The organism is Streptococcus chenjunshii (assembly GCF_003086355.1).
Lineage (GTDB): Bacteria > Bacillota > Bacilli > Lactobacillales > Streptococcaceae > Streptococcus > Streptococcus chenjunshii.
Genome location: NZ_CP031733.1, coordinates 1,959,019 through 1,981,768, shown reverse-complemented (window position 1 = coordinate 1,981,768; position 22,750 = coordinate 1,959,019). Strand labels below are relative to the sequence as shown.

The 22,750-nt window shown below is 43.9% G+C and carries 22 protein-coding genes; 20 read left to right on the top strand and 2 right to left on the bottom strand.

Annotated features, from left to right (window positions below):
* Positions 1 to 522 precede the first annotated feature (522 nt).
* Entirely contained in the window at positions 523 to 1,374 is an 852-nt protein-coding gene (locus DDV21_RS09470; RefSeq protein ID WP_116878297.1) for a DegV family protein, read from the top strand.
* Between the two features lie 85 nt (positions 1,375 to 1,459).
* Here DDV21_RS09470 and DDV21_RS09465 read toward each other — a convergent pair whose 3' ends face one another.
* Positions 1,460 to 1,930, bottom strand: a complete 471-nt coding sequence (locus tag DDV21_RS09465) for a peptidase (protein ID WP_116878296.1) — start codon at positions 1,928 to 1,930, stop codon at positions 1,460 to 1,462.
* 510 nt (positions 1,931 to 2,440) lie between these two features.
* Here DDV21_RS09465 and DDV21_RS09460 point away from each other — a divergent pair.
* The 11 genes from DDV21_RS09460 (at position 2,441) to DDV21_RS09405 (ending at position 11,583) form a co-directional block, all read left to right on the top strand.
* Positions 2,441 to 3,280, top strand: a complete 840-nt coding sequence (locus DDV21_RS09460; RefSeq protein WP_116878295.1) for an aldo/keto reductase — start codon at positions 2,441 to 2,443, stop codon at positions 3,278 to 3,280.
* 537 nt (positions 3,281 to 3,817) lie between these two features.
* Positions 3,818 to 4,210, top strand: coding sequence for a DUF1310 family protein (locus DDV21_RS09455; RefSeq protein WP_117287795.1), 393 nt, complete (start codon positions 3,818 to 3,820; stop codon positions 4,208 to 4,210).
* Entirely contained in the window at positions 4,210 to 4,404 is a 195-nt protein-coding gene (locus tag DDV21_RS09450) for a hypothetical protein (RefSeq protein WP_117287794.1), read from the top strand. Before DDV21_RS09455 ends, DDV21_RS09450 begins: the two co-directional genes overlap by 1 nt.
* Before the next feature lie 166 nt (positions 4,405 to 4,570).
* Positions 4,571 to 4,963, top strand: a complete 393-nt coding sequence (locus DDV21_RS09445) for a DUF1310 family protein (protein WP_116879180.1) — start codon at positions 4,571 to 4,573, stop codon at positions 4,961 to 4,963.
* Positions 4,964 to 5,321: 358 nt separating this feature from the next.
* Positions 5,322 to 5,714, top strand: coding sequence for a DUF1310 family protein (locus DDV21_RS09440; protein WP_117287793.1), 393 nt, complete (start codon positions 5,322 to 5,324; stop codon positions 5,712 to 5,714).
* Between the two features lie 3 nt (positions 5,715 to 5,717).
* The gene (locus tag DDV21_RS09435; RefSeq protein WP_117287792.1) at positions 5,718 to 6,992 is read left to right on the top strand and encodes an Mbeg1-like protein; all 1,275 of its coding nucleotides are present in this window, start codon (positions 5,718 to 5,720) and stop codon (positions 6,990 to 6,992) included.
* On the top strand, positions 6,980 to 7,417 hold the full coding sequence (locus DDV21_RS09430) for a hypothetical protein (protein ID WP_116879185.1): 438 nt from the start codon (positions 6,980 to 6,982) through the stop codon (positions 7,415 to 7,417). The genes DDV21_RS09435 and DDV21_RS09430 overlap by 13 nt, the downstream gene beginning before the upstream one ends.
* Positions 7,418 to 7,420: 3 nt before the next feature.
* Positions 7,421 to 7,717 (top strand): hypothetical protein, encoded by a 297-nt coding sequence (locus DDV21_RS09425; protein WP_116879184.1) that lies wholly within the window; start codon positions 7,421 to 7,423, stop codon positions 7,715 to 7,717.
* A gap of 325 nt (positions 7,718 to 8,042) precedes the next feature.
* Positions 8,043 to 8,960, top strand: coding sequence for a glycine--tRNA ligase subunit alpha (glyQ, locus tag DDV21_RS09415; RefSeq protein WP_116878941.1), 918 nt, complete (start codon positions 8,043 to 8,045; stop codon positions 8,958 to 8,960).
* Between the two features lie 33 nt (positions 8,961 to 8,993).
* Positions 8,994 to 11,033, top strand: a complete 2,040-nt coding sequence (glyS, locus tag DDV21_RS09410) for a glycine--tRNA ligase subunit beta (RefSeq protein ID WP_116878940.1) — start codon at positions 8,994 to 8,996, stop codon at positions 11,031 to 11,033.
* A gap of 292 nt (positions 11,034 to 11,325) precedes the next feature.
* Positions 11,326 to 11,583: a DUF896 family protein gene (locus tag DDV21_RS09405; protein ID WP_116878939.1), complete on the top strand. Its 258-nt coding sequence runs from the start codon at positions 11,326 to 11,328 to the stop codon at positions 11,581 to 11,583.
* A 157-nt stretch (positions 11,584 to 11,740) separates the two neighbouring features.
* On the opposite strand, the gene DDV21_RS09400 is transcribed toward DDV21_RS09405, so the two are convergent.
* Positions 11,741 to 12,229: an MGMT family protein gene (locus DDV21_RS09400; protein ID WP_116878938.1), complete on the bottom strand. Its 489-nt coding sequence runs from the start codon at positions 12,227 to 12,229 to the stop codon at positions 11,741 to 11,743.
* Between the two features lie 388 nt (positions 12,230 to 12,617).
* Between DDV21_RS09400 and DDV21_RS09395 the strand changes: the two genes are divergently transcribed.
* The 8 genes from DDV21_RS09395 (at position 12,618) to tkt (ending at position 22,737) form a co-directional block, all read left to right on the top strand.
* Positions 12,618 to 14,540, top strand: coding sequence for a BglG family transcription antiterminator (locus tag DDV21_RS09395; RefSeq protein ID WP_241964668.1), 1,923 nt, complete (start codon positions 12,618 to 12,620; stop codon positions 14,538 to 14,540).
* Entirely contained in the window at positions 14,533 to 15,003 is a 471-nt protein-coding gene (locus DDV21_RS09390; protein ID WP_310590872.1) for a PTS sugar transporter subunit IIA, read from the top strand. The genes DDV21_RS09395 and DDV21_RS09390 overlap by 8 nt, the downstream gene beginning before the upstream one ends.
* Before the next feature lie 448 nt (positions 15,004 to 15,451).
* A complete protein-coding gene (locus DDV21_RS09385; protein ID WP_116878936.1) occupies positions 15,452 to 15,775 on the top strand; it encodes a PTS fructose transporter subunit IIB in 324 nt (107 codons plus the stop codon).
* Positions 15,776 to 15,777: 2 nt separating this feature from the next.
* Positions 15,778 to 16,836: a PTS fructose transporter subunit IIC gene (locus tag DDV21_RS09380; protein ID WP_116878935.1), complete on the top strand. Its 1,059-nt coding sequence runs from the start codon at positions 15,778 to 15,780 to the stop codon at positions 16,834 to 16,836.
* A gap of 295 nt (positions 16,837 to 17,131) precedes the next feature.
* Entirely contained in the window at positions 17,132 to 18,409 is a 1,278-nt protein-coding gene (locus DDV21_RS09375) for a class II D-tagatose-bisphosphate aldolase non-catalytic subunit (RefSeq protein WP_116878934.1), read from the top strand.
* Between the two features lie 74 nt (positions 18,410 to 18,483).
* Complete coding sequence (locus tag DDV21_RS09370) at positions 18,484 to 19,197, top strand: HAD family hydrolase (protein ID WP_116878933.1); 714 nt, start codon at positions 18,484 to 18,486, stop codon at positions 19,195 to 19,197.
* Between the two features lie 516 nt (positions 19,198 to 19,713).
* The gene (fsa, locus tag DDV21_RS09365; RefSeq protein ID WP_116878932.1) at positions 19,714 to 20,361 is read left to right on the top strand and encodes a fructose-6-phosphate aldolase; all 648 of its coding nucleotides are present in this window, start codon (positions 19,714 to 19,716) and stop codon (positions 20,359 to 20,361) included.
* Between the two features lie 390 nt (positions 20,362 to 20,751).
* Positions 20,752 to 22,737: a transketolase gene (tkt, locus tag DDV21_RS09360; protein ID WP_116878931.1), complete on the top strand. Its 1,986-nt coding sequence runs from the start codon at positions 20,752 to 20,754 to the stop codon at positions 22,735 to 22,737.
* Positions 22,738 to 22,750: the final 13 nt, after the last annotated feature.

The following is a 22,750-nucleotide window of genomic DNA, read 5'->3' as shown; positions in this document are numbered from 1 at the left end:
GCTGACAGTATTTTTGTTTTTTATAAGGCTATCGATGATATAATTTTATGTGAAAGAACTTTTTTTGTCAAACAAAAAAGAGATAAAGATTAAAAAATCAGTCAATCGAACACGGTCTAAAATCCTAGTGAAAAAGAGACGCAATCGTAGGAGGCGCAAGCTGACGTACGAGTGTGGCTGCTTCTGTGAGTATGCCTGCCAGCGTGATGCAAGCATCACTTGTCAGCCCCTATTTTCATACGGATTTTTAAACGGCCTTTGTATCTTGTTTGAATTGAACACGGCCTAAACGCTGCGGGAAAAAGATAGACTTCCCTTGAGTCTTTAATGACTCAGCGGTTAGTCTCCTATTTTCCTTTTGCGTTCATAAAACGGCCTTTGTATCTTGTTTGAATTGAACACGGCCTAAACGCTGCGGGAAAAAGATAGACTTCCCTTGAGTCTTTAATGACTCAGCGGTCAGTCTCCTATTTTCCTTTGCGTTCTTAACGGCCTTTGTATCTTGTTAAAAGGAGCATGCTTATGTCTTGGAAAATTGTAGCCGATTCTGGCTGTGACCTTAAGAAAATTGATCATTTAGCCGCAGGTACGGAATTTGAACGGGTTCCGCTGACCATCCAAATCGGCTCAGAAGTCTTTAAAGACGATGATGGACTGGATATTGAGGATATGATGGCCAAAATGTATGCCACACCAAGTTCTGCCTCTTCTTCCTGTCCCAGTCCGGATGCCTTTCTGCAGGCTTATTCCGGAGCAGATAACATTATTGCAATCACTATCACTGGATCTCTTTCAGGCAGTCAGAACAGTGCCCGGCTGGCAAAAGAGCTGCTTTTGGAACAGAATCCTAAGGCCAGGATTCATGTTATTGATTCCCTTTCGGCTGGGGGAGAAATTGACTTAATTGTTTTAGAGCTGAACCGTTTAATTGCACAAGGTCTTTCTTTTGAGGAGGTCGTTGAGCGTATCACAGCCTATCAGGATAGAACCAGACTGCTTTTTGTTCTGGCGAAGGTAGATAATTTGGTCAAAAATGGCCGTCTGAGTAAACTAGTCGGCAAGGTTATCGGCTTTCTGAATATTCGTATGGTTGGCAGAGCCAGTCAGGAAGGGAAATTGGAGCTTCTTCAGAAATCCCGCGGTCAGAAGAAGTCGGCAGAGGCCGTTTTTGATGAAATGCTGAAATCTGGGTATGAAGGCGGACGGGTTATGATTGCGCATGCTCGAAATGAAAAAATCTGCCGGCAGATAAGTGAGGCAGTCCGCAGCCGGTTTCCAGAAGCTGAAATACAATATCAGGCTGCCTCTGGACTGTGCAGTTTTTACGCTGAAGAAGGCGGTATCCTAGTCGGTTATGAAACAGCCGCTCCATAAAGCAGGCCGGTTAGGAATGGACACCCTCAGCGGGCACCAAAAAACACCGCACGAAAGTCGTGCGGTGTTTTTAGATTATGAGAATTCAGCCGCCTAAGGCAGCTGCAAGCGCTGCAGAAACAGCTTCAATCCGTTTTTGTAAGGCCGCTTTTCTGGAGGAATTAGAAACGATATTCACAGCATCTTGGGCTGCATGCAGATTTTCCAAGGTTTGATTGGCTTCAGCTGCAGCTACTGCCTTTTCCGCTTCCGCCTGAGCATTGAGTTCAGCAGTAACGGCTTCAATCCGTTTTTGCAGAGTCTCCTGCTCTTCTGCTTCCTTGACTTTATCTACTGCTTCCTGAGCAGCATCTAAATCTTCCTGTGTTTGTTTGTCTTCTAAACGGCTGACCAGTTTTTTAGCTTTTTGCAAAGCTGTCTGCTGTGGGTTTTGGCTGCTGAAATTAGCCTGATTAGTATGGCTGCTGTTGCCGAAAACAAGGTAAATTCCTCCTGTCAAAGCAACAGTAATGATACTTAGAATCAAAAAAATGACTTCGCTTTTATTAGTTTTCATTTGGCTTCCTTTAATTTAAATTGAAATAGCTAGTTTCATTATAACCTGAAAGGCCAAAAAATAAAACCATTTTAGCAGATAAAATGCGATAAAACTAGGCTGGAACTTTTATAAAATCTTTTTTAGGGTTATAATAGACTTACAGCCAGCCAGAACGAAACGAACACGGCCTAAACGCTGCGGGAAAAAGAGACGAAATCGTAGGAAGCGCAAGCTGACGTACGAGTGTGGCTGCTTCTGTGAGTACAAAACTTCCTAGCAACTAAAGTTTCTTCGTCAGTTTTCCTATTTTCCCATTGCGTTCTTCACGGCCTTTGTATCTTGATGGAACTGAACACGGCCTAAAATCCTAGTGAAAAAGAGACGCAATCGTAGGAGGCGCAAGCTGACGTACGAGTATGGCTGCTTCTGTGAGTATGCCTGCCAGCGTGATGCAAGCATCACTTGTCAGTCCCTATTTTCATACGGATTTCTTCACGGCCTTTGTATCTTGTTTTAAAGGAGAAGAAAATGAAAGAATATTATCAGTTAAATAATGGTGTGACTATTCCTGCTATTGGTTTTGGGACCTTCAAGGCAGCAGACGGCGAGGAAGCTTACCAAGCTACTTTAGCCGCTCTCAAGGCAGGCTACCGCCATATTGATACGGCAGCTGTTTATGGGAATGAAGAAAGTGTCGGACGGGCGATTAAAGACAGCGGCCTGCCCCGGGAAGATATCTTTGTAACCACTAAATTGTGGAATGATGCTCACAGCTACGAGGGAGCTAAAGCAGCTCTGGCGGCTTCTCTGGAAAGGCTGCAGCTGGATTATGTTGATCTGTATTTGATTCATTGGCCTAATCCTAAAGCCATTCGCGATCGTTGGCAGGAAGGCAATGCCCAAGCTTGGCGCTATATGGAAGAAGCCTTGGAAATCGGGCTTGTGCGCTCCATCGGTGTCAGCAATTTTCTTGTCCACCATTTAGAAGCGCTCAGCCAGACGGCTAAGATCAGTCCTGCTGTCAATCAAATTCGCCTGGCACCTGGCTGCTATCAAGAGGAAGTGGTTGATTACTGCCGTCAACACCAGATTGTAATTGAAGCTTGGGGGCCTTTGGGACAAGGGGATATTTTCCAGAATGAAACAATGAAGGCTTTAGCGGCTAAATATGGAAAAACAGTTGCTCAAGTGGCTCTGGCCTGGTCGCTTTATGAAGGTTTTCTGCCTCTGCCAAAATCGGTGCATGAAGAACGTATCATAGCCAATCTTGATTTTGCAGATATTAAATTAAGCGAAGAAGATGCCGAAACAATAAAACATCTGGCAGGAGCGGCCCCTGTACCTGATCCGGATACTAAGGATTTTTAGACAGCAACTAATTGGAGCCTCAACTAACCTGCTTTATTTAAACTGTGACGCCATAGAAATCAGTTAGAAAAAGACTGTACAGTTAAAAAAATTAGCTGCTGCATAGATAACGGGTGTTCATAAAAAGGAGTGGACAAATCGCTGTTTCGTAAGAAAGCGACTTTGCTTCACTCTTTTTTTAGAGATAACCTGTGATGATGAAAATGGAACTGGGGAGCAGACACAGTGTTTTAAAACAAAACAGTTTATGCTATAATGTAAGGCAATAATTGGAGTTGCTTTACCTGATAGCGTAAAGTGAACATGGTCTAAAATCCTAGTAAACATGGTGAAGTCCGCTGCGATGCTGGTCATTGCCCGTCCTTCCTTGATTTATACGGATTTGACACGGCCTTTGTATCTTTGCTAATTGAACACGGCCTAAGAGCTGTGCAAAAAAGATAGCCTGTCCTAGAGCTTTGTGGCTCTTCGTCCAGTCTCCTATTTTTGTTTTGCTCTTTTAACGGCCTTTGTATCTTTGTTAAAGGAGGCAGATAGATGCCTAAGAAAAAGAAAGTTAAGCGCATACTGCTTAGTATTGTTGCCCTTATTAGTATAGGATTAGGAAGTTTAGCGGTGTACCAGCACCTCGAAAAGCAAAAAATGATTGAGATAGCGACCAGTAAGGAAGCTAGGAAGGTTTATGAAGAATATCTAAAAAATAAAGACCAAGCTGCTTTTACTTCTAAAGGAATAATACAATCTTACGAGGTTGATAAGAGTAGTTTAGAATACAATCCGATGGGTGGATTAATGGTAAGAATTATTTTAAATGAAGAACAGAGCTTAAATATTGATTTTAATTTAATAGATAATGGGGATGGAAGCTACCATTCAGCATTCTACACTTATTCCCCCGAGCTTAATGATTTATTAGAGGAAAATAATTAATGGCAGAAAAGAAATACGTTAATGAGAAAAATCTTCAAACAGCGATGACGGAATATAATAAAGGGTTAGAGGCTGGCCGAGTCGTTGAGACTCAGTATGGCGACACTGTCGGCTTCGTCTCCAAAATCAATGACAATGAAACTGGTGCGGGAGAACAGACACAGTGTTTTAAAACAAAACAGTTTATGCTATAATGTAAGGTAATAACAAAAGTTGTTTTACCTAAAGGCGTCAATTGAATACGGCCTAAAATCCAAGTGAAAAAGATGAAGCTCGTTGCGATGCTGGTCGTTATTCGTCCTTCCCTGTTTTATACGGATTTTTAACGGCCTTTGTATCTTTGTTAAAGGAGGCAGATAAATGCCTAGGAAAAAGAAAGTTAAGCGCCTACTGTTCAGTATCGCAGCTCTTATCGGTATAGGAATAGGAGGTTTCGCTGTGCACCAGCACCAAGAAAAACAAAAAATGATTGAAATAGCGACCAGTGAGGAAGCCAGAAAGGTTTATGTGGATTTTATTAAAAAGAGGGAAGCTCAGGCCTTTACAGAAAATGGGATTATTCAGTCTTTTGAAATTGACAGAGACAGTCTGGAATACAATCCGATGGGAGGATTAATGGTGAGAGTGGTATTAAACGGAAAAAGAAATATATATATCAGTTTTAATTTAATAGAAAATGATGATGGTTCTTATCACTCAGCTTACTTTATAGGCTCACCAGATTTATTAGACTTTTTAGAAAGAGAAAAGTAATGGTAAAAAATATGTTAATGAAGAGAACCTGCAGATAGCAATGACGGAATACAATGAAGATATGATAGAGGGGGCTCCTGTATGGACTCAATATGACGACACCGTCGGCTATGTTTCCAAGGTTTATAACAAGAGAATATAGTTCTGGAAATTCGATACAGTGTTTTAAAACAGAGCAGTTTATGCTATAATGTAAGGGAATAACAGGGGTTGCTTTACCTGATAGCATAAAGTGAACACGGCCTAAACGCTGCGGGACAAAGATAAGCCGTCTAAGGTTTGGCAACCTAGCGCCGGCTTCCTATTTTCTCTTTGCGTTTTTCACGGCCTTTGTATCTTTGTTAAAGGAGGCAGATAGATGCCTAAAAAAAAGAAAGTTAAGCGCATACTGTTCAGTATCGCTGCCCTTATTAGTATAGGATTAGGAGGTTTCGCTGTGTACCAGCACCACGAAAAGCAAAAAATGATTGAGATAGCGACCAGTAAGGAAGCGAGAAAGGTTTATGTGGATTTTATTAAAAAGAGAGAGCCTCAAGCCTTTACCGAAAATGGAATTATCCAGTCTTATGAAATTGACAGAGACAGTCTGGAATACAATCCGATGGGTGGACTTATCATTGATATTTTTGTAAACAACAACAAAGATGCTTTTGTGAGCTTCAATTTAATGGATAATGGAGATGGAACTTATAGTTCAGCTTACCACATTATATCGGTTGAATTTAATGCTTTATTAAAAAAGGATAAATAATTTATGGTTAAAAAATACGTTAATGAAGAGAACCTGCAGACAGCAATGACGGAATATAATAAACGTATGACTAAAGGAAGCGAAGTAACAGACCAATACGACAGAACTGTCGGCTATGTCTCCAAAGTTTATGACAATGAAACTGGTGCTGGAGAGCAGATTTATGCGGTGGTACCGACTGAAGCTGAGGTGACCGGCAATCCGGAAGCGGTTGAAGAGGTGACGGTGCTCTTTCGCGGTTCTACTTCACCGGACAAGGTTTTTATGCAGGGGGCTGATGTCTGGAATGACTGGATTGAAAACGATGTTCTGATTGGCTTGCGTATCTGGGGCCAAAACCATCCCAACTATTCGAAAGACTATGATCATGCCACCGCCCAGCTTCAAACGGCGGCCAAGGATTTAAAGGAGCTGATGGCCCTCTATCCCAATGCCCAGTTCAAGCTATATGCGCATTCGCTGGGCTCTATGCAGGGCCAGTATGCGATAGCGGACCTGCCGGCAGCCTATCTCAGCAGGATTGAGGGAGCCTATCTCTACAATGCTCCCAATATCTACGGTCTGATGACCAAGCAGCAGAAAAACAATGTGGACCAGATCAAGGGACGGATTCAGAATTATGTTGATCCCAGGGACTGGATCAGTATGGTGGGCCGCCGGATTGACAAGGGGAGTGCCGAGGCAGTCGGTCAGGTCTTTTATGTGGACAGCCGCAAGGCAGAGGGGATGGCAGCCCAGCACATGACTTACGGCTATGAGCTGACAGAAGACGGAGCGATAAAAACCCTGAATGCCGAACAAGCCATGGTGCTTGTTCAGGTTGATCAGCTGATGACGGGTTATTACCAGCTGAAAAAGCGTCTGATGGCCAGCGGCGGCGGTCTGGACAGTCAGGAGACCTTCTTTTTGGACAGTGAGCAGTCCATGATTATCACCTCAGGAATCCATCAGGCTGCCAGCCTGGCGGCAGAAGATGTTAAAGCCTACCGTGATGAGGCGTCTTCTAAGGCTGAGGAGCTTTATCAAAAAGTCAAAGAAATCCCCTGGTTTGTGACAGAGCTGACAGCTGAAGAGGTTCAGGCAGCCTATGCGGAGGCTGGGGTGACTTATGAGTCGATGGTCGGCAAGACCGAGAGGCATTTTGACAAGAAGGTCAAAAATATGGAGACGGCAGAAACAGTTTTTAGCGATTTGGAGGCTGATGTTCAGGCCGGAACAGAAGCAGCACTGGAGGCGGACAGCAGTTTAGCAGGAGAGATAGCATCATGGCAAAAATAGATAAGAACAAACAAAAAGAAATAGACGCCAAAGCGGCAGCTCTGCAGGCAGAGCTTTTGAAAGAGGATAACGCTTTACTGGATATGGAGCGCCAGCACAAGAAAGATCAGGCTGCAATGGATGAGCGGATTAATGATTTAGAGGAACGGCACTTTAAATTACGGACCTTGTATGAGGAATTTGGAGGCTTAGCCTACAGTCCGTCCTATCCGGACGGTGAGGGGGTTCAAGAATTTCGCCGCCTGCTTGAGGAATATGCCGGGGTTACAGACCATGAATTCCTTTACCGGCGGCAGATTTTAGGGGATGAAGAGGCTGATTTGATCGAAACCTATCAAAAGGAGCACCGCAAGCAGGAGGATAAGATCGAGTCCCTTTATGCTCAGAAAAACGCTTTGTACCGTGAAGAAGAGGAGGAGAGTTAGGCGATGGATATTGTCAATGCAGTAACGAGTGCCTTGACAGGCAAGAGCGAAGAGGAGATTAAGGCCATTCGCAAGTCTTTAGAATGGGAGGCGGTTAAGTCTTTGCTGGCACCGTCTTTAAAGGCGGAACGGCGCAGTTTGGTTAGCGATTATGATGAGAAGATAGATGCGCGGGCGCTGCAGGCCAAGAGTGAGATAGAGGCATTAGGCGGTCAGCTGGACAAGGCGATAAAGGGAGCAGGCCGCAAGGCCATTGAGACCGTCCTGTCCGATCATTTAGAGGATTATGATAAGATTTGAGCGGTCGTTTTTTTTGAAGCTGGACAGCTGGCCAGTATTTTGTTATAATCTTAGCTAAGAAAGAAGCTTCTTATGCCGCTCGGCAGCGATTCTGGGACCGGTGCAAGCCAGAAGATTTCGGTATAAGCAGTCGGCGCTTTCGGTTATCTTTATTATAGTCAATGAAGTCATAAAATAGGGTGGAACCGCGTCTTGACGCCCCTGTGCAGCAGCATGAGGGGACAGGAGCGGTTTTTTGTATGCTGTCTGTGCCGGGTTAGCTGCTTCATTCTGCCTAGGGGCAAAAAGCAAGAGGAAGCCTGTCCGGATTAGAAGAGGAGAACACATGTCTAAAAAACGTACCTTTCAAGAGATTATTTTGAGTTTGCAGCAGTATTGGAATGATCAAGGCTGTATGCTGATGCAGGCCTATGATACGGAAAAAGGCGCGGGAACCATGAGTCCTTATACTTTTTTGCGTGCTATCGGTCCTGAACCTTGGAATGCGGCTTATGTAGAACCCAGCCGCCGTCCGGCAGACGGCCGCTATGGAGAAAATCCTAACCGTCTTTACCAGCACCATCAGTTTCAGGTTGTAATGAAGCCAAGTCCTGCCAATATTCAGGAACGTTATCTGGATTCCCTTGAAGTTTTGGGAATTAAACCACTTGAGCATGATATCCGTTTTGTTGAAGATAATTGGGAAAACCCTTCAACAGGATCGGCCGGACTTGGCTGGGAAGTGTGGCTGGACGGTATGGAGATTACCCAGTTTACCTATTTTCAGCAGGTTGGAGGTCTGGAGACCGGTCCAGTAACGGCCGAAATCACTTACGGACTTGAGCGATTGGCTTCTTATATCCAGGAGGTGGATTCTGTCTATGATATCGAATGGGCACCGGGCGTTAAGTACGGAGAAATCTTCCTGCAGCCCGAGTATGAACATTCAAAATACAGCTTTGAACTCAGCAGCCAAGATATGCTGCTGGATAGTTTTGAACAATTTGAAAAAGAAGCGGGAATCGCTCTGCAGGTTGGTTTGGTGCACCCTGCCTACGATTATGTGCTCAAGTGTTCCCATATCTTTAATCTGCTTGACGCCCGCGGGGCGGTGTCGGTGACAGAACGTGCCGGCTATATTGCCAGAATACGCAGTCTGGCCCGTCTTGTGGCCAAAACGTTTGTCGCAGAGCGTAAATCTTTGGGTTACCCTCTGCTCGATGAGGCTGCCAGAGCCCGTTTGCTGGCAGAAGAAAAAGACTAACTAACAGAGCTGTATGTGAATTGGGAGGAAATAATGGCTAAACATTTACTTATTGAACTCGGTCTCGAAGAGATGCCTGCCTATGTTGTGACACCGGCGATGGAACAGCTGGGGGGCAGTATAAAAAAGTTTTTGGAAGACAACCGTCTGACCTTTACCAGTATTGAAACGTTCTCCACGCCGCGCCGTTTAGCAGTCCGTGTCCGGGATTTAGCAGACCGGCAGACGGATTTGACAGAAAGTTTTAAAGGACCGTCTAAAAAGATTGCTTTGGATGCTGAAGGCCAGTTTACAAAAGCAGCACAGGGATTTGTCCGCGGGAAAGGCCTGACAGTGGATGCTATTGACTTTCGTACGGTTAAAGGAGAAGAATATGCCTATGTGACGAAGCATGAACCTGGCCGGCCTGCAGCCGATGTGCTGCAGGAGGTAACATCGGTGCTGAAAAATCTGACCTTTCCCGTCAGCATGCACTGGGGCAGCAATACGTTTGAATATATTCGGCCGGTTCACACGCTGACTGTTCTTTTGGGAGATGAGGCACTGGACCTAGAGTTTTTGGATATCCATTCGGGGCGAACCAGCCGCGGCCATCGTTTTTTAGGAAGCGAGACCATTATTGACGGAGCTGATACTTATGAGGAAAATCTGCGCCGCCAGTTCGTTATTGCAGATGCAGCTGAGCGTGAACAGATGATTGTAGACCAGATTAAAGCTCTGGAAAAAGAGCATAACATTCATGTTGAAATTGATCAGGATTTGCTGAATGAGGTGCTGAATCTTGTGGAATATCCTACTGCATTTATGGGCAGCTTTGCCCCTAAATATTTGGATATACCGGAAGAAGTTCTGGTAACATCGATGAAAAATCATCAGCGTTATTTTGTGGTCCGTGACCAAGAAGGAAAACTGCTTCCGAATTTTATCTCAGTCCGCAACGGCAACGCTCAGTATATCGATAATGTCATCAAAGGCAATGAAAAAGTATTGGTTGCCCGCTTAGAAGACGGAGAATTTTTCTGGCGTGAGGACCAAAAGCTTAATATTGAAGATTTAGCAGCAAAATTAAGTCAAGTGACCTTTCATGAAAAAATCGGTTCTCTGGCTGAACATATGGAACGGACCAAGAGGATCGCTGCTTATCTTGCGGCTAAAGCTGGCTTAACAGCAGATGAAACAGCCCAGCTTGAACGGGCGGCTTCGATTTACAAGTTTGACCTGCTGACCGGAATGGTGGGAGAATTTGATGAACTGCAGGGCATTATGGGTGAGAAGTATGCTCTTCTGGCTGGTGAAGATGAAGCTGTTGCTGAAGCTATCCGCGAACACTACCTGCCCTCCGGCGCAGATGGCGAGCTGCCGCAGTCCAAGCTTGGTGCGGTCTTGGCTCTTGCAGATAAATTGGATACCTTGCTCAGTTTCTTCTCTGTTGGTTTGATTCCGAGCGGATCAAACGATCCTTATGCCCTGCGGCGGGCGGCTCAGGGGATTGTCCGTATCCTCACTGCCTTTGGCTGGGCTATTCCTCTGGATGAGCTCTTAACTAGCCTCTATCAGTTCTCATTTGATAACTTTACCTACAGTAAAAAGGATGAGGTTCTGAATTTCCTCCTGGCTCGAGTCGAAAAAATGATGGCAGCAAGGGTTCCAAAGGATATCAGAGAGGCAGTTCTTTCAGGAAGCACCCTTTTGATTCCGCAAATGTTTGCAGCAGCCGCGGCTTTGACAGAGGCTGCACAGGGGGAAGGTTACAAAACAGCGGTTGAAAGTTTGGCGCGTGTCTTTAATCTGGCTGAAAAAGCGGATTTGTCCGTTTCACCTGATCCAGCTCTTTTTGAAAATCAGGAGGAAGCTCGGCTTTTTGATGCAGTTTCAGACCTGCAGCTGGGAGCAGATGCAGCTGAAAATCTCTCTCATCTTTTTGCCTTAAGCCCGCTGATTGATGCCTTTTTTGACCAGACAATGGTCATGGTCGATGATCAAGCTGTCAAAAACAATCGTCTGGCTTTGCTTAGGGCTTTAACAGATAAAGCGAAGCAAGTTGCGGATTTCAGTCAATTAAATACGAAATAAAACTTTTTGAGCAAAACACGGCCTAAAATCCTAGTGAAAAAGAGACGCAATCGTAGGAAGCGCAAGCTGACGTACGAGTGCGGCTGCTCTGTGAGTATGCCTGCCAGCGTGATGCAAGCATCTTGTTAAACGACCCTAGCCGTAGCTGACTGAAGGCTTTGCCGTCTTGACAGACGACCGCACCCTTCTAGTCATCTTGGCAGGGGTGCTGCCTGTGAAATCAGAGATTTCTGGCTTACCGCCATTTTCATACGGATTTTTAAACGGTCTTTGTATCTTGTTGGAGGGGGTTATGGATCCTAAAAAAATTGAACGTATTAATGAGCTTGCGCGAAAAAAGAAGAAAGAAGGGCTGAGCGGAGCTGAAAAAGTGGAGCAGGCTCAGCTTCGTAAGGAATATATTGAAGGCTACCGCCGTTCTGTCCGTCACCATATTGAGGGAATCAAAGTTGTTGATGAGGCGGGAAATGATGTGACACCTGAAAAGCTTAAGCAAATTCAGCGGAAAAAGGGTTTGCATGGCAGAAGCATGGAGGATCCTGAATCCTGAGAAATAAAAAAGGCTGGGAGAAAAAACGGTAAATTGTCATAAAATGACAATTTCGCTTGTGTCGTCCCACCTCCAATCAGCTGCTGCGGCAAACTCATATGTTAAAAAAGTAAAAGGAGGCAGGGACTTTTTGTCCCAGCCTCTTTTCTCTGTCTCATTATTTTAGCTGGCTCAGGTCAAAGAGAGCCTGTTCATAGTTTTTGACAAAATACCTGATATTGGTTCGTCCTTTTTGGATAATGGTATGCCCCTCGGCTTCCAGTTTTTCTTTTTGGGCGGCAGCCCCGTTTGGATATTTGGGATTTAATTCACCATTAGCTTTTAAAGTCCGCCAGTACGGTGTTGGCTCTGCTGAGCGCTGATGGCTGGCCCAGGCTGCTATTGAGACAAATATACCTGCAGTAATGGGTTCTGTAAAATCAGCCTTGTTCAGCTTAGCGAAATACTCTCTGATAGCACCGACAGTTGTAACTTTCCCGTAAGGTATTTGTTTCATGACAGTGTCATAATCAATCGGCGGTGCAAAGTACATTCTGTTGCCGCCGTATTTAGCAATGCTTTTTAAATCGGTGATTGTTTGAAATTTGGGCATATCTTTACTGTCATGCAGCATGGCATTAAAATCTTTTTGGCTTTCGTTAGCCATATCGACCACCTCCTGCCTCAATTATAGAGGATTGTCACTGGATGAGCAATGAGGCTGTTTTGATATTATTATAATATTTAAGGTGGAGTTTAATTACCTCTTTAATACACTCTGCTTACAGGCTTAAAATAAGGTTGTGAATCTTTTTGCTGTAAGAGGTTGAACTTAATATGGTAGAAATTTTATGTTCCTAAACCGATCTAAGAATTTGGTGTATCCCATCGCATGTGATAGTTTTTTATTTTACCTCACAAAACAATCTGAGAGACAGACTGCAGGAACAAAGCCTGAAAAAAGTTGTTGAAGGAAGTTGTGATACTCAAAAAATGAAAAGTATATTATAATGAAAGCGTATTCGGGATACAAGTTAAAGAGAAAGGGGGGCTGTATGTTGTTAACGCAAAGACAAAAACAAGTTCTTGATATTTTGGAGAGCCGAAGTGATTTTATCACGGCTGCTCAGCTTGCAAAAGTATGCGGTGTTTCACAGCGAACGGTTTTTTCAGATTTAGAGAAAATTGAAAAGCACATTCAGCAGTCAGGCCAGTACTTTGAAAGGCGCCGCGGTGTGGGCATAGCGATCCGCAATTTAAAAGAGCCGCTGTCTGTCAAAGAGACATCTTTGGAACTGGATATCTCTGATATTGTTACCAGACGGACAGAGATTATGCGTAAGCTTTTATTTGATGAAGAAAGGGTCAGCTTTAGTTCTTTATCTGAAGAATTTTTTGTCAGTAAGACGTCCATTACGCGCGATTTTGAAGTCATCATGAAGATTTTGAATGTTAATTCGAATATAAAACTGCAAAAAGACAGTCACGGAACTCAAATTGTTGGCAGCGAAAACGACATACAAAAAGCATATCTGCAGTTTAACCGCTATATTATCAGTAATTCAGACCTTTATCTAAATGATTCGGTACAAAAGAAGATTTTGTGTTTGGAAAAATACTACGGTAAAAAAGTGGTAAAAGTCGCTACAAGCATTCTTTACTCTTATGTCCGGGAGAATATCAATGCCATCTCAGATTATTATGTACAAAATGTCTTAAGTATTTTTATTATTTTGCTTTATCGCCTGCTTAATGGGCACCATCTTCAGGCGGACCAGGATTACATTTTGGATAATCAGACCTCATTTTACCGAGAAAGTGCGGTTAAGCTTCTTCATAAAGCATCTTTAAGACTGCAGTTTTCCTATAGCAATGCAGATGTCAGGTATTTATCCAAACAGTTAATTTCCAACCGTTTTGAAAAAATAAATACCGATTTAGTTAATAAAGACCTGGTTTCAGAAATTATTGAGCAAATTTCGCATGCTTTAAATGTTAATTTTGATCAGGATCGGCAGCTGGTTCAGCAGCTGAGCCAGCATATTTCGGCTATGATTTACCGTCTGAAAAGCAAAAATACCATTGAAAATCCTTTTACAGAACAAGTTAAAATTGAATTTTCACTGACTTTCAATACGATTTGGCTGGTTCTCAGCCGCTATGAAGATCAGATCGGCATCTCCTTTAACGAAGATGAGATTGCCTTTTTAACCATTTATTTTCAGGCAGCATTTGAACGGGTTAAGATGACCAAAAAAATTTTGATAGTCTGTGAAATGGGAATTGCCACATCAGAATTGCTGCTTAACAGAATTAAGAATAACATTCCTTCATTTGATTCTATCGAGATTTCTTCGGTTGAAGAATTGGCACATCTTGACCTGGCTGATTTTGATTTAATTATTTCAACTGTCGACATTGACATTGCTGCTGAGCATGTCGTCAGAGTATCGCCTTTTTTAACCCAGAAAGATATTGAGGCGATTAAGGAAGCCGGCTACATTCCGAGCGGGATTGCTCAGTCAGCAGCGCCGCCCAGTCTGGCTTATTTGAAAAAAAGACTGTCTGACCGTCTGATTTTTGTAGATACCTCATTTTCATCAAAAAAAGAGGTGCTCGATCAAATCGGTCAGCGGATGCTTCAGGCAGATATCGTGACCGAGTCCTTTATTGACAATCTGCATCAAAGAGAAAAAATCGGCGGCACGGATCTGCCTCAGGGTGTAGCTGTACCTCACGGTTATCCCCAAAATGTCAATGAAACTTATGTCGTGGTTATTAAAAACCAAAAGAAGATAAAATGGCAGCGCTATTATGTTGATTTGATTTTTATTATCTGTATCGCCAGTAAAGACACGGGAGAAACCAGAGGGCTTCTGGCTGATATTTATCATTTAATTGATGAGCCGGAGCTTTTGAAAAAAATAAGATTTTCAAAGACAGTCAAAGAATTATATCAGGCAGTAGGAGGTGAATAGATTGACAGAAAACAAAAACGTTATTTCCAAAGATTTGATTTTTTTAGACAGTGATTTGACAGATCAGAATGCTATTATCCATTATCTTGTGGATAAGGCGCAGAGCGCAGACTATATCGAAGATGCAGATGACTTCTTCACCAAAGTAAAAGAGCGGGAAAAAGAAGTGCCCACTGCTATTGGTTACAGTGTTGCTATCCCTCATGGGAAATCAGACACAGTGCTTTCGCCTTTTATCGCTTTTTTGCGGCTGAAAGATGACGTGAAATGGAGCGGGAAGAATGAAGATATGGTTCGTTTGGTTTTTCTGATCGGTGTACCGGAACAAAGCGAAGGCAAGCTCCATCTGAAATTTATTTCAGAACTGAGCAAAAAACTGCTGGATGAAGAGTTCCGGCAAAAACTATTAGAACAAAGCACCGTAGATGCCGCTTTTGCACAGCTGAACGCTGTTGAGTTATAAACAAACAGAAGGTTCGAATTTCCAGCGAAGCCGGCTTGCTGTAAGCCAATTCATACGGATTTGACACGGGCTTTGTATCTTATTGGAACTGAACACGCCCTAAAATCCTAGTGAAAAAGATGGCTGTCATTGTGATGCTTAGGCATCACTTGCCATCCCCTATTTTCATACGGATTTTTAAACGGCCTTTGTATCTTATTGGAACTGAACACGGCCTAAAATCCTAGTGAAAAAGATGGCTATCATTGTGATGCTTAGGTATCACTTGCCATCCCCTATTTTCATACGGATTTTTAAACGGCCTTTGTATCTTATTGGAACTGAACATGCCCTAAACGCTGTGTAAAAAAGATAGCCCTCCCTTGAGTCTTTAGTGACTCGGCGGTCAGGCTCCTATTTTTACTTTGCGTTCTTAACGGGCTTTGTATCTTGTTTAAAGGAGGAAGAGATGAAAATTGTTGCAGTTACAGCTTGTCCGACAGGAATTGCCCATACTTATATGGCGCAGGAAGCTATTGAAAAAGAATGTAAAAAACGTGGTTATGAGTATCAAGTAGAGACCCAAGGCGGTATGGGAATTGAAAATGAACTGGAACAAGATGTTATTGATACAGCAGATGCGGTCATTTTGGCTATTGCTGTTGAAATTGAAGGAGAAGACCGCTTTGACGAGAAAAGGGAGGCTAATCGAGTTTTAAATGCTGACCCTAGCGAAGTTATCAAGGATCCAGCGAAATTTATTGATGAAGCAGAGAAGATTGTAGGTAATTGACTATGAAAAAAGAAAATAAGATTTGGAAAGACTTGCAGAAGGCATTTAATACAGGTGTTTCTTATATGCTGCCGACAGTAGTTGTCGGAGGTATCTTTTTAGCCATTGCTCTTGGTACAGGTAATGCCGGTGATTCCGGTATGGAAATTTCCAACCAATTCATGCAGAATCTTAATGATTTGGGAAGTGCCGGTTTTGCGATGATGATTCCGATTTTGTCAGGTTATATTGCTTATTCTATAGCCGGTAAACCAGGTTTGGCCCCTGCCATGATTTTAGGCTATGTGGCTAATAACCCGATCGGTTCAGGTCAAGTGCAGACTGGCTTTTTAGGAGCTATGCTGATGGGGGTAGCCTGCGGTTATTTTGTTAAATGGTGTAAAACCTGGAAAGTGCCGCCAACTATCAGAACGATTATGCCCATTTTGATTGTGCCGGTGATCACTACTTTTGTTATCGGAATGATTTATATTTATGTAATTTCTGTTCCGATCGGCCTTGCGATGGATTGGCTGGTAGCTACCTTAAGCAGCATGCAGGGGGGCAGTGCCATTATTCTTGGTTTGATTATCGGAGCAATGACTGCTGTGGATATGGGCGGTCCTATCAATAAGACTGCTACTGCCTTTACTCTGGCCTTGATGGCAGAAGGCGTTTATTCTCCTAACGGAGCTCACCGGATTGCTGTGGCTATCCCGCCTTTGGCTATGGCTATTTCAACCCTGATTGACCGCAGAAAGTACAGTACAGAAGACCGTGATTTAGGGATCTCTGCTTTATTCATGGGATTGATTGGTATCACTGAGGGAGCAATTCCTTTTGCAATTAAGGATATGAAGCGTGTTTTGCCGGCTATCATTATCGGAAGTGCTGTCGGCGGTGCTTTGGGTATGGCAAATGGTGTTGAAGCTTTGGTGCCGCATGGAGGCCTCATTATTCTGCCGGTTGTTAACGGCAAACTGTGGTATGTGATTGCTATGCTGATTGGAACATTAGTATCAGTTGCTATTCTTCATTTCACTAAACCAAATTTAGAAGAAGCAGCGGCAGAGAATAGCTAAAATGGGTGCTTAACGACGAGGACAAATATATTTGAAGTGAATACGGCCTAAACGCTGCGGGAGTATACAGGCAGCCCGAACTTGAAAATGGGAGAGTAAGAGAACCTATCATTTGAGGTTCTGTTACAAGGCTTAGCCAGCCGTAGATGACTGAGGGCTTTGTCGTCTTGACAGCCGACCATGCCCTTCCAGTCATCTTGGCAGGGGTGTGTCTGCAAAATTACAGATTTCGGACTTACCGTCTATTTTCCTTTTGCGTTTTTAACGGTCTTTGTATTATAGTGAGGAGGAAAGGATGACTAAACTATCTATTAAACAAACTGTAGAAGGGTTATTGAAATTACAGGAAACAGGTGACAGTGCGACTATTTTGGGGATCGGTCCGATGTCGAAAAACTGTGTGCAGGCAACCTTGGAACTCTCGCAGGAAGACGATTATCCAGTCATGTTTATCGCCAGCCGCAATCAAGTTGATGCTGATGAGCTTGGGGGAGGCTATGTCAACGGTTGGAACCAGTTTACTTTTGCTGCCGCTGTTGAAGAAGTAGCTAACAGTATCAACTATGATAATTTGTATTATTTATGCCGTGATCATGGCGGCCCTTGGCAACGTGACAAGGAACGCAATGATCATCTGCCGACAGAGGAAGCCATGGAGCTTGGGAAAAAATCCTATTTGGCTGATATTGAAGCGGGATTTGATTTGCTGATGATTGATCCGACCAAAGATCCTTTTGAAGTTGGCAAAGTTATTCCTTTAGACACTGTTCTGGAGCGGACGGTAGATTTGATTGAATTCTGTGAAAAAGAGCGTAAAAGCCGCAATCTGCCGGAGATCGGCTATGAAGTAGGGACAGAAGAAACCAATGGCGGCCTGACTTCAACCGAAACTTATGAAACCTTTATTTTACGCCTGCAGGAAGAACTGGGGAAACGCGGCCTGCCTATGCCAACCTTTATTGTTGGTCAAACAGGAACACTGACCCGTAAAACAGAACAGGTCGGAAACTTTAATTTCAAAAATGCAGTTGATTTAGCACAAATGGCTAAGAAATACGGTGTCGGTCTGAAGGAGCATAACGGCGATTACCTTGATGATGTCACCCTCTTGGAACATATTCCTGCTCATGTGACCGCAACAAATGTAGCCCCTCAGTACGGAACAGAAGAAACACGGGCTTACTTAAACCTAGCCGCGGTTGAAGGAAAGCTTCAGGAATATGGTCTGATTGCTGAAAAATCTAATGTGCGTGAAGTTTTGCTCTTGCACGCTATCAAGAGTGAACGCTGGAGAAAGTGGATGGTAGGCGACCAGAAAGATTTAACGGTTGCACAAATTCTGGAAGCCGGCAATGAAGAGCTGCAGGCTGAAATCCTCGATATTGCTGGGCATTATACATTCAACGATGAGGCTGTTAAGGCAGAAATTGAAAAGATGTATGCTAATCTGTCCGCCCACGATATTGACGGTCAGCGCTATGTGATTGACCATATTAAACGTCCGATTCGTGATTACGCTGAATGTTACAATTTGAAGGGAGTAACCAGCCGTATCAAAAATCTTTCTAAATAGGACTATAAGCAGAAGCGGCGGCTTTCTACAAGCGCAGCAGCCGCTGAAAGCATCGTACTTAGGAGGTTAAGAAAGTGGCAGCCCTTTTCTTTGATGTTGATGATACTTTATATGACCAGCTTCAGCCTTTTGAGCAAGCTTATATACAGCATTTTCCTGATCAAAACCTGAATATTGAAGAACTTTTCAAATACAGCCGTAAGCTTAGTGACCAAGTTTTTGATCTGTCAGAAAGCGGGGCTATGTCGGCAGATGCGATGAAAATTTACCGGATTCAAAAGGCGCTGCAGGCTTTTGGAAAAGAAATCACTTCCGACGAAGCATTAGCCTTTCAAGAGAGTTATGAAAACTTTCAAAAAACAATTAAATTATCGGATCAAATGGCTGCTATTCTTGACTTTTGCCGGAAAAGCGGGCATGAGTTGGGGCTGATTACAAACGGTCCCTCAAAACATCAGGAAGCCAAAATTAACCAGTTGGGTTTGACCAAATGGGTAAGGCCTGAGAATATATGGATTTCCGCGCAGGTTAAGATCGCTAAACCGCAGCGGGAAATCTTTGATTTAGCTAAAAAGAATGTCAGACAGCTAACGACTGATTATTATTATATCGGTGACCACTTTGTTAATGATATTATAGGAGCCAGCCGTGCAGGCTGGCAGGCCATCTGGCTGAACAAACGCCATAAGACTGCAGAAGACGGCCAGGCATCCGGTTTTGAGTATTATCAGGTCAGCAGCGAAGCAGAGCTTTACCAGCTCTTAAAACAGTTACTTTCCGAATGCTGATATTACCGCTGTCAGCCAGCCTCTCTGCGTAAAAGACCGCGTATAAAACTGTCCTTTACAAAGGACAGTTTTATACGCGGCATTCTTGGCATTTCAGCCTATAATAAAAAGTAACAGCAATAAGGCAGGTCCTAAACACAGGGAAGCAAAGAGTAATCCAAATACAGTTAGAGGCTTTAGCCGTCCTGACAGGAGGTGCTGCCTGTGAAATCAGAGATTTCTGGTTTACCGCCAGCCGTAGATGTCTGAAGGCTTTGTCGTCTTAACAGCCGACCGCCCCCTTCTAGTCATCCTGACAGGGGTGCGTCTGCGAAATCAAAGATTTCGGACTTACCGCCTATTTTCCTTTTGCGTTCTTAACGGCCTTTGTATCTTATTGGAACTGAACACGGCCTAAACGCTGCGGGAAAAAGATAGACTTCCCTTGAGTCTTTAATGACTCAGCGGTCAGTCTCCTATTTTCCTTTTGCGTTCTTCACGGCCGGCCTTTGTATCTTTTTGAAAAGGAGGAAAACAATGAAATTTTTTCTAGACACAGCAAATGTTGAAGCTATTAAACGAATTAGTGAGTTAGGTATAGCAGATGGTGTAACCACAAATCCTACTATTATTTCACGTGAAGGCCGGGATTTTGAAACGGTTATCAAAGAAATCTGTTCACTCATCTCAGGTCCGGTCAGTGCAGAAGTTACAGGACTGACAGCATCGGAAATGGTAGAAGAAGCCCGGGTTATAGCTAAATGGGCTGATAATATTGTGATTAAAATTCCAATGACTGAAGAAGGCTTAAAAGCTGTTAATATTCTATCAAAAGAGGGAATAAAAACCAATGTCACCTTAATTTTTACCGTTTCACAAGGCTTGATGGCTATGAAAGCCGGTGCAACGTTTATCAGTCCTTTTATCGGCCGACTTGAAGATATTGGAACAGATGCTTACCGGCTTATTGCCGATCTCAGACAGATTATTGACCTTTATGGTTTTACAACAGAAATTATTGCTGCCAGCATCAGAAACAGCACTCATGTTGAAAAAGTGGCTAAACTAGGTGCTCATATTGCTACTATACCAGACGGACTCTTTACAAAATTAACCCAGCATCCTTTAACAGCAGCGGGGATTGAGACATTCCTTAAAGATTGGGAAACCTTCAAAAATAATTAACAGACAGTTTAAAGCGATAGGGTATAAACTATACTTTAGAGCTATCGTATAGCAGTGCTTTTATGCTATAATAAAAGAGACAGCATAATGGATGAAACAGGTCCTAAAATCCTAGTGAAAAGAGACGCGATCGTAGGAAGCCATAGGCTGACGTACGAATGTGGCTGCTCTGTGAGTATCGCCTGTCCTAGAGCCTCGTGGCTCTTCGTCCAGTCTCCTATTTTTGCTGTGAGCTTTTAACGGCCTTTGTATCTTGTTGGAACTGAACACGCCCTAAACGCTGCGGGAAAAAGATGGCCTGACTTAGAATCTGACGATTCGTCAGCCAGTCCCCTATTTTCCTTTTGCGTTCTTAACGGCCTTTGTATCTTTTTTTTGAGGAGGGTTTGGATGACATTTGATTCTATTGATAATTTAGCGGTTAATACTATTCGCACGCTTTCTATTGATGCTATTCAGGCTGCGAATTCAGGGCATCCGGGGCTGCCGATGGGAGCAGCTCCGATGGCCTATGTGCTGTGGAATAAATTTTTACGGGTCAATCCCAAGACAGGGCGTTCTTGGTCCAATCGCGACCGTTTTGTTCTGTCGGCTGGTCATGGATCTGCTTTATTATACAGCCTGCTGCATCTGGCTGGCTATGATGTGAGCGTAGAAGACTTAAAAGCTTTTCGTCAGTGGGGGTCCAAGACACCAGGGCATCCGGAAGTGACCCATACCGACGGCGTAGAAGCGACAACTGGCCCTTTGGGGCAGGGAATTGCCAATGCTGTGGGAATGGCTATGGCAGAAGCTCATTTAGCAGCAACATTTAATAAACCAGGTTTTGATATTGTTGACCATTATACTTATGCCCTCAGCGGGGATGGCTGCCTGATGGAAGGAGTCAGTCAGGAAGCGGCTAGTTTAGCTGGCCACCTTAAGCTTGGCAAGCTGATTCTCCTGTATGATTCGAATGATATTTCACTGGACGGTCCGACTTCGAAAGCTTTTACAGAAGATGTTAAGGGCAGGTTTGAGGCTTATGGCTGGCAGCACATTCTTGTTGAAGATGGCAATGACTTAGAAGCCATTGCAGAAGCGATCGAAGCTGCGAAAGCGGAAACAGATAGACCTTCTATCGTAGAAGTTAAGACGATTATCGGTTTTGGTGCCGAAAAACAGGGAACATCTGCCGTTCATGGAGCGCCTCTCGGTTCAGAGGGTGTTGCCTATGCCAAACAGGCTTATGACTGGGATTATCCAGAATTTGCGGTACCTGAAGAAGTGGCTAAACGTTTTGAGGCAGGTATTAAATTCCGCGGTCAGGCAGCTGAAAATGCTTGGACGACTAAATTCCGTGAATACCAAGCTCAATATCCGGACTTGGCGGCTCAATATCAAGCAGCCTTTGCTGAAGAACCTCTGGCTGTTGAACTTCAGCCGCATGAACTGGACAGCAGCCTTGCCAGCCGGGTATCCAGCCAGCAGGCTATTCAGCAGATTTCGGAGCAGATTCCGTCATTTTGGGGCGGTTCCGCTGACCTATCAGCTTCGAACAATACCATGGTTAAAGCTGAATCTGATTTTCAGTCAGATAATTATGCCGGCCGCAACATTTGGTTTGGGGTTCGCGAATTCGCTATGGCAGCAGCCATGAATGGTATTGCTCTGCATGGCGGTACCCGTGTTTACGGCGGCACCTTCTTTGTCTTTTCTAACTATCTGCTTCCGGCTGTCCGAATGGCTGCCTTGCAGAAACTGCCAACTGTCTATGTGATGACACATGATTCTATTGCCGTAGGCGAGGATGGCCCAACTCATGAACCCGTTGAACAGCTGGCCAGTGTTCGGTCGATGCCTAACTTAAATGTTATCCGCCCTGCCGACGGCAATGAGACCAATGCTGCTTGGCAGCAGGCGCTTGCAGAGACAGACCGTCCGACTATGCTGGTTTTGACCCGTCAGAATCTTCCGGTTCTAAAAGGTACAAAAGAGTTGGCTAAAGAGGGGGTCAGCAAAGGAGCCTACATTCTTTCGGAAGCTAAAGGGGACCTTGATGGCATCCTTATTGCAACAGGATCTGAAGTCAAGCTAGCACTGGATACACAGGACGTTTTGGCAGATAAAGGCATCCATGTCCGTGTTGTTTCAATGCCGGCACAAAATATCTTTGATGAACAATCTGAAGCTTACCAAGAAGCTGTTCTGCCTAAGACGGTTACTAAGCGTTTAGCCATTGAAGCCGGTTCAAGCTTTGGCTGGGGCAAATATGTCGGTCTCCAAGGCAAGACCTTGACAATTGACACTTGGGGGGCTTCAGCACCAGGCGCCCGTATCTTTGAAGCCTACGGTTTCACTGCAGAAAATGCTGCTAAACTCTATCAAACACTCTGATTTTCCTTTCCAT

Coding starts and splice junctions, on each gene's coding strand:
- DDV21_RS09470 (WP_116878297.1), top strand. CDS start 523: ATGTCTTGGAAAATTGTAGCCGATTCTGGCTGTGACCTTAAGAAAATT.
- DDV21_RS09465 (WP_116878296.1), bottom strand. CDS start 1,930: ATGAAAACTAATAAAAGCGAAGTCATTTTTTTGATTCTAAGTATCATT.
- DDV21_RS09460 (WP_116878295.1), top strand. CDS start 2,441: ATGAAAGAATATTATCAGTTAAATAATGGTGTGACTATTCCTGCTATT.
- DDV21_RS09455 (WP_117287795.1), top strand. CDS start 3,818: ATGCCTAAGAAAAAGAAAGTTAAGCGCATACTGCTTAGTATTGTTGCC.
- DDV21_RS09450 (WP_117287794.1), top strand. CDS start 4,210: ATGGCAGAAAAGAAATACGTTAATGAGAAAAATCTTCAAACAGCGATG.
- DDV21_RS09445 (WP_116879180.1), top strand. CDS start 4,571: ATGCCTAGGAAAAAGAAAGTTAAGCGCCTACTGTTCAGTATCGCAGCT.
- DDV21_RS09440 (WP_117287793.1), top strand. CDS start 5,322: ATGCCTAAAAAAAAGAAAGTTAAGCGCATACTGTTCAGTATCGCTGCC.
- DDV21_RS09435 (WP_117287792.1), top strand. CDS start 5,718: ATGGTTAAAAAATACGTTAATGAAGAGAACCTGCAGACAGCAATGACG.
- DDV21_RS09430 (WP_116879185.1), top strand. CDS start 6,980: ATGGCAAAAATAGATAAGAACAAACAAAAAGAAATAGACGCCAAAGCG.
- DDV21_RS09425 (WP_116879184.1), top strand. CDS start 7,421: ATGGATATTGTCAATGCAGTAACGAGTGCCTTGACAGGCAAGAGCGAA.
- glyQ (WP_116878941.1), top strand. CDS start 8,043: ATGTCTAAAAAACGTACCTTTCAAGAGATTATTTTGAGTTTGCAGCAG.
- glyS (WP_116878940.1), top strand. CDS start 8,994: ATGGCTAAACATTTACTTATTGAACTCGGTCTCGAAGAGATGCCTGCC.
- DDV21_RS09405 (WP_116878939.1), top strand. CDS start 11,326: ATGGATCCTAAAAAAATTGAACGTATTAATGAGCTTGCGCGAAAAAAG.
- DDV21_RS09400 (WP_116878938.1), bottom strand. CDS start 12,229: ATGGCTAACGAAAGCCAAAAAGATTTTAATGCCATGCTGCATGACAGT.
- DDV21_RS09395 (WP_241964668.1), top strand. CDS start 12,618: ATGTTGTTAACGCAAAGACAAAAACAAGTTCTTGATATTTTGGAGAGC.
- DDV21_RS09385 (WP_116878936.1), top strand. CDS start 15,452: ATGAAAATTGTTGCAGTTACAGCTTGTCCGACAGGAATTGCCCATACT.
- DDV21_RS09380 (WP_116878935.1), top strand. CDS start 15,778: ATGAAAAAAGAAAATAAGATTTGGAAAGACTTGCAGAAGGCATTTAAT.
- DDV21_RS09375 (WP_116878934.1), top strand. CDS start 17,132: ATGACTAAACTATCTATTAAACAAACTGTAGAAGGGTTATTGAAATTA.
- fsa (WP_116878932.1), top strand. CDS start 19,714: ATGAAATTTTTTCTAGACACAGCAAATGTTGAAGCTATTAAACGAATT.
- tkt (WP_116878931.1), top strand. CDS start 20,752: ATGACATTTGATTCTATTGATAATTTAGCGGTTAATACTATTCGCACG.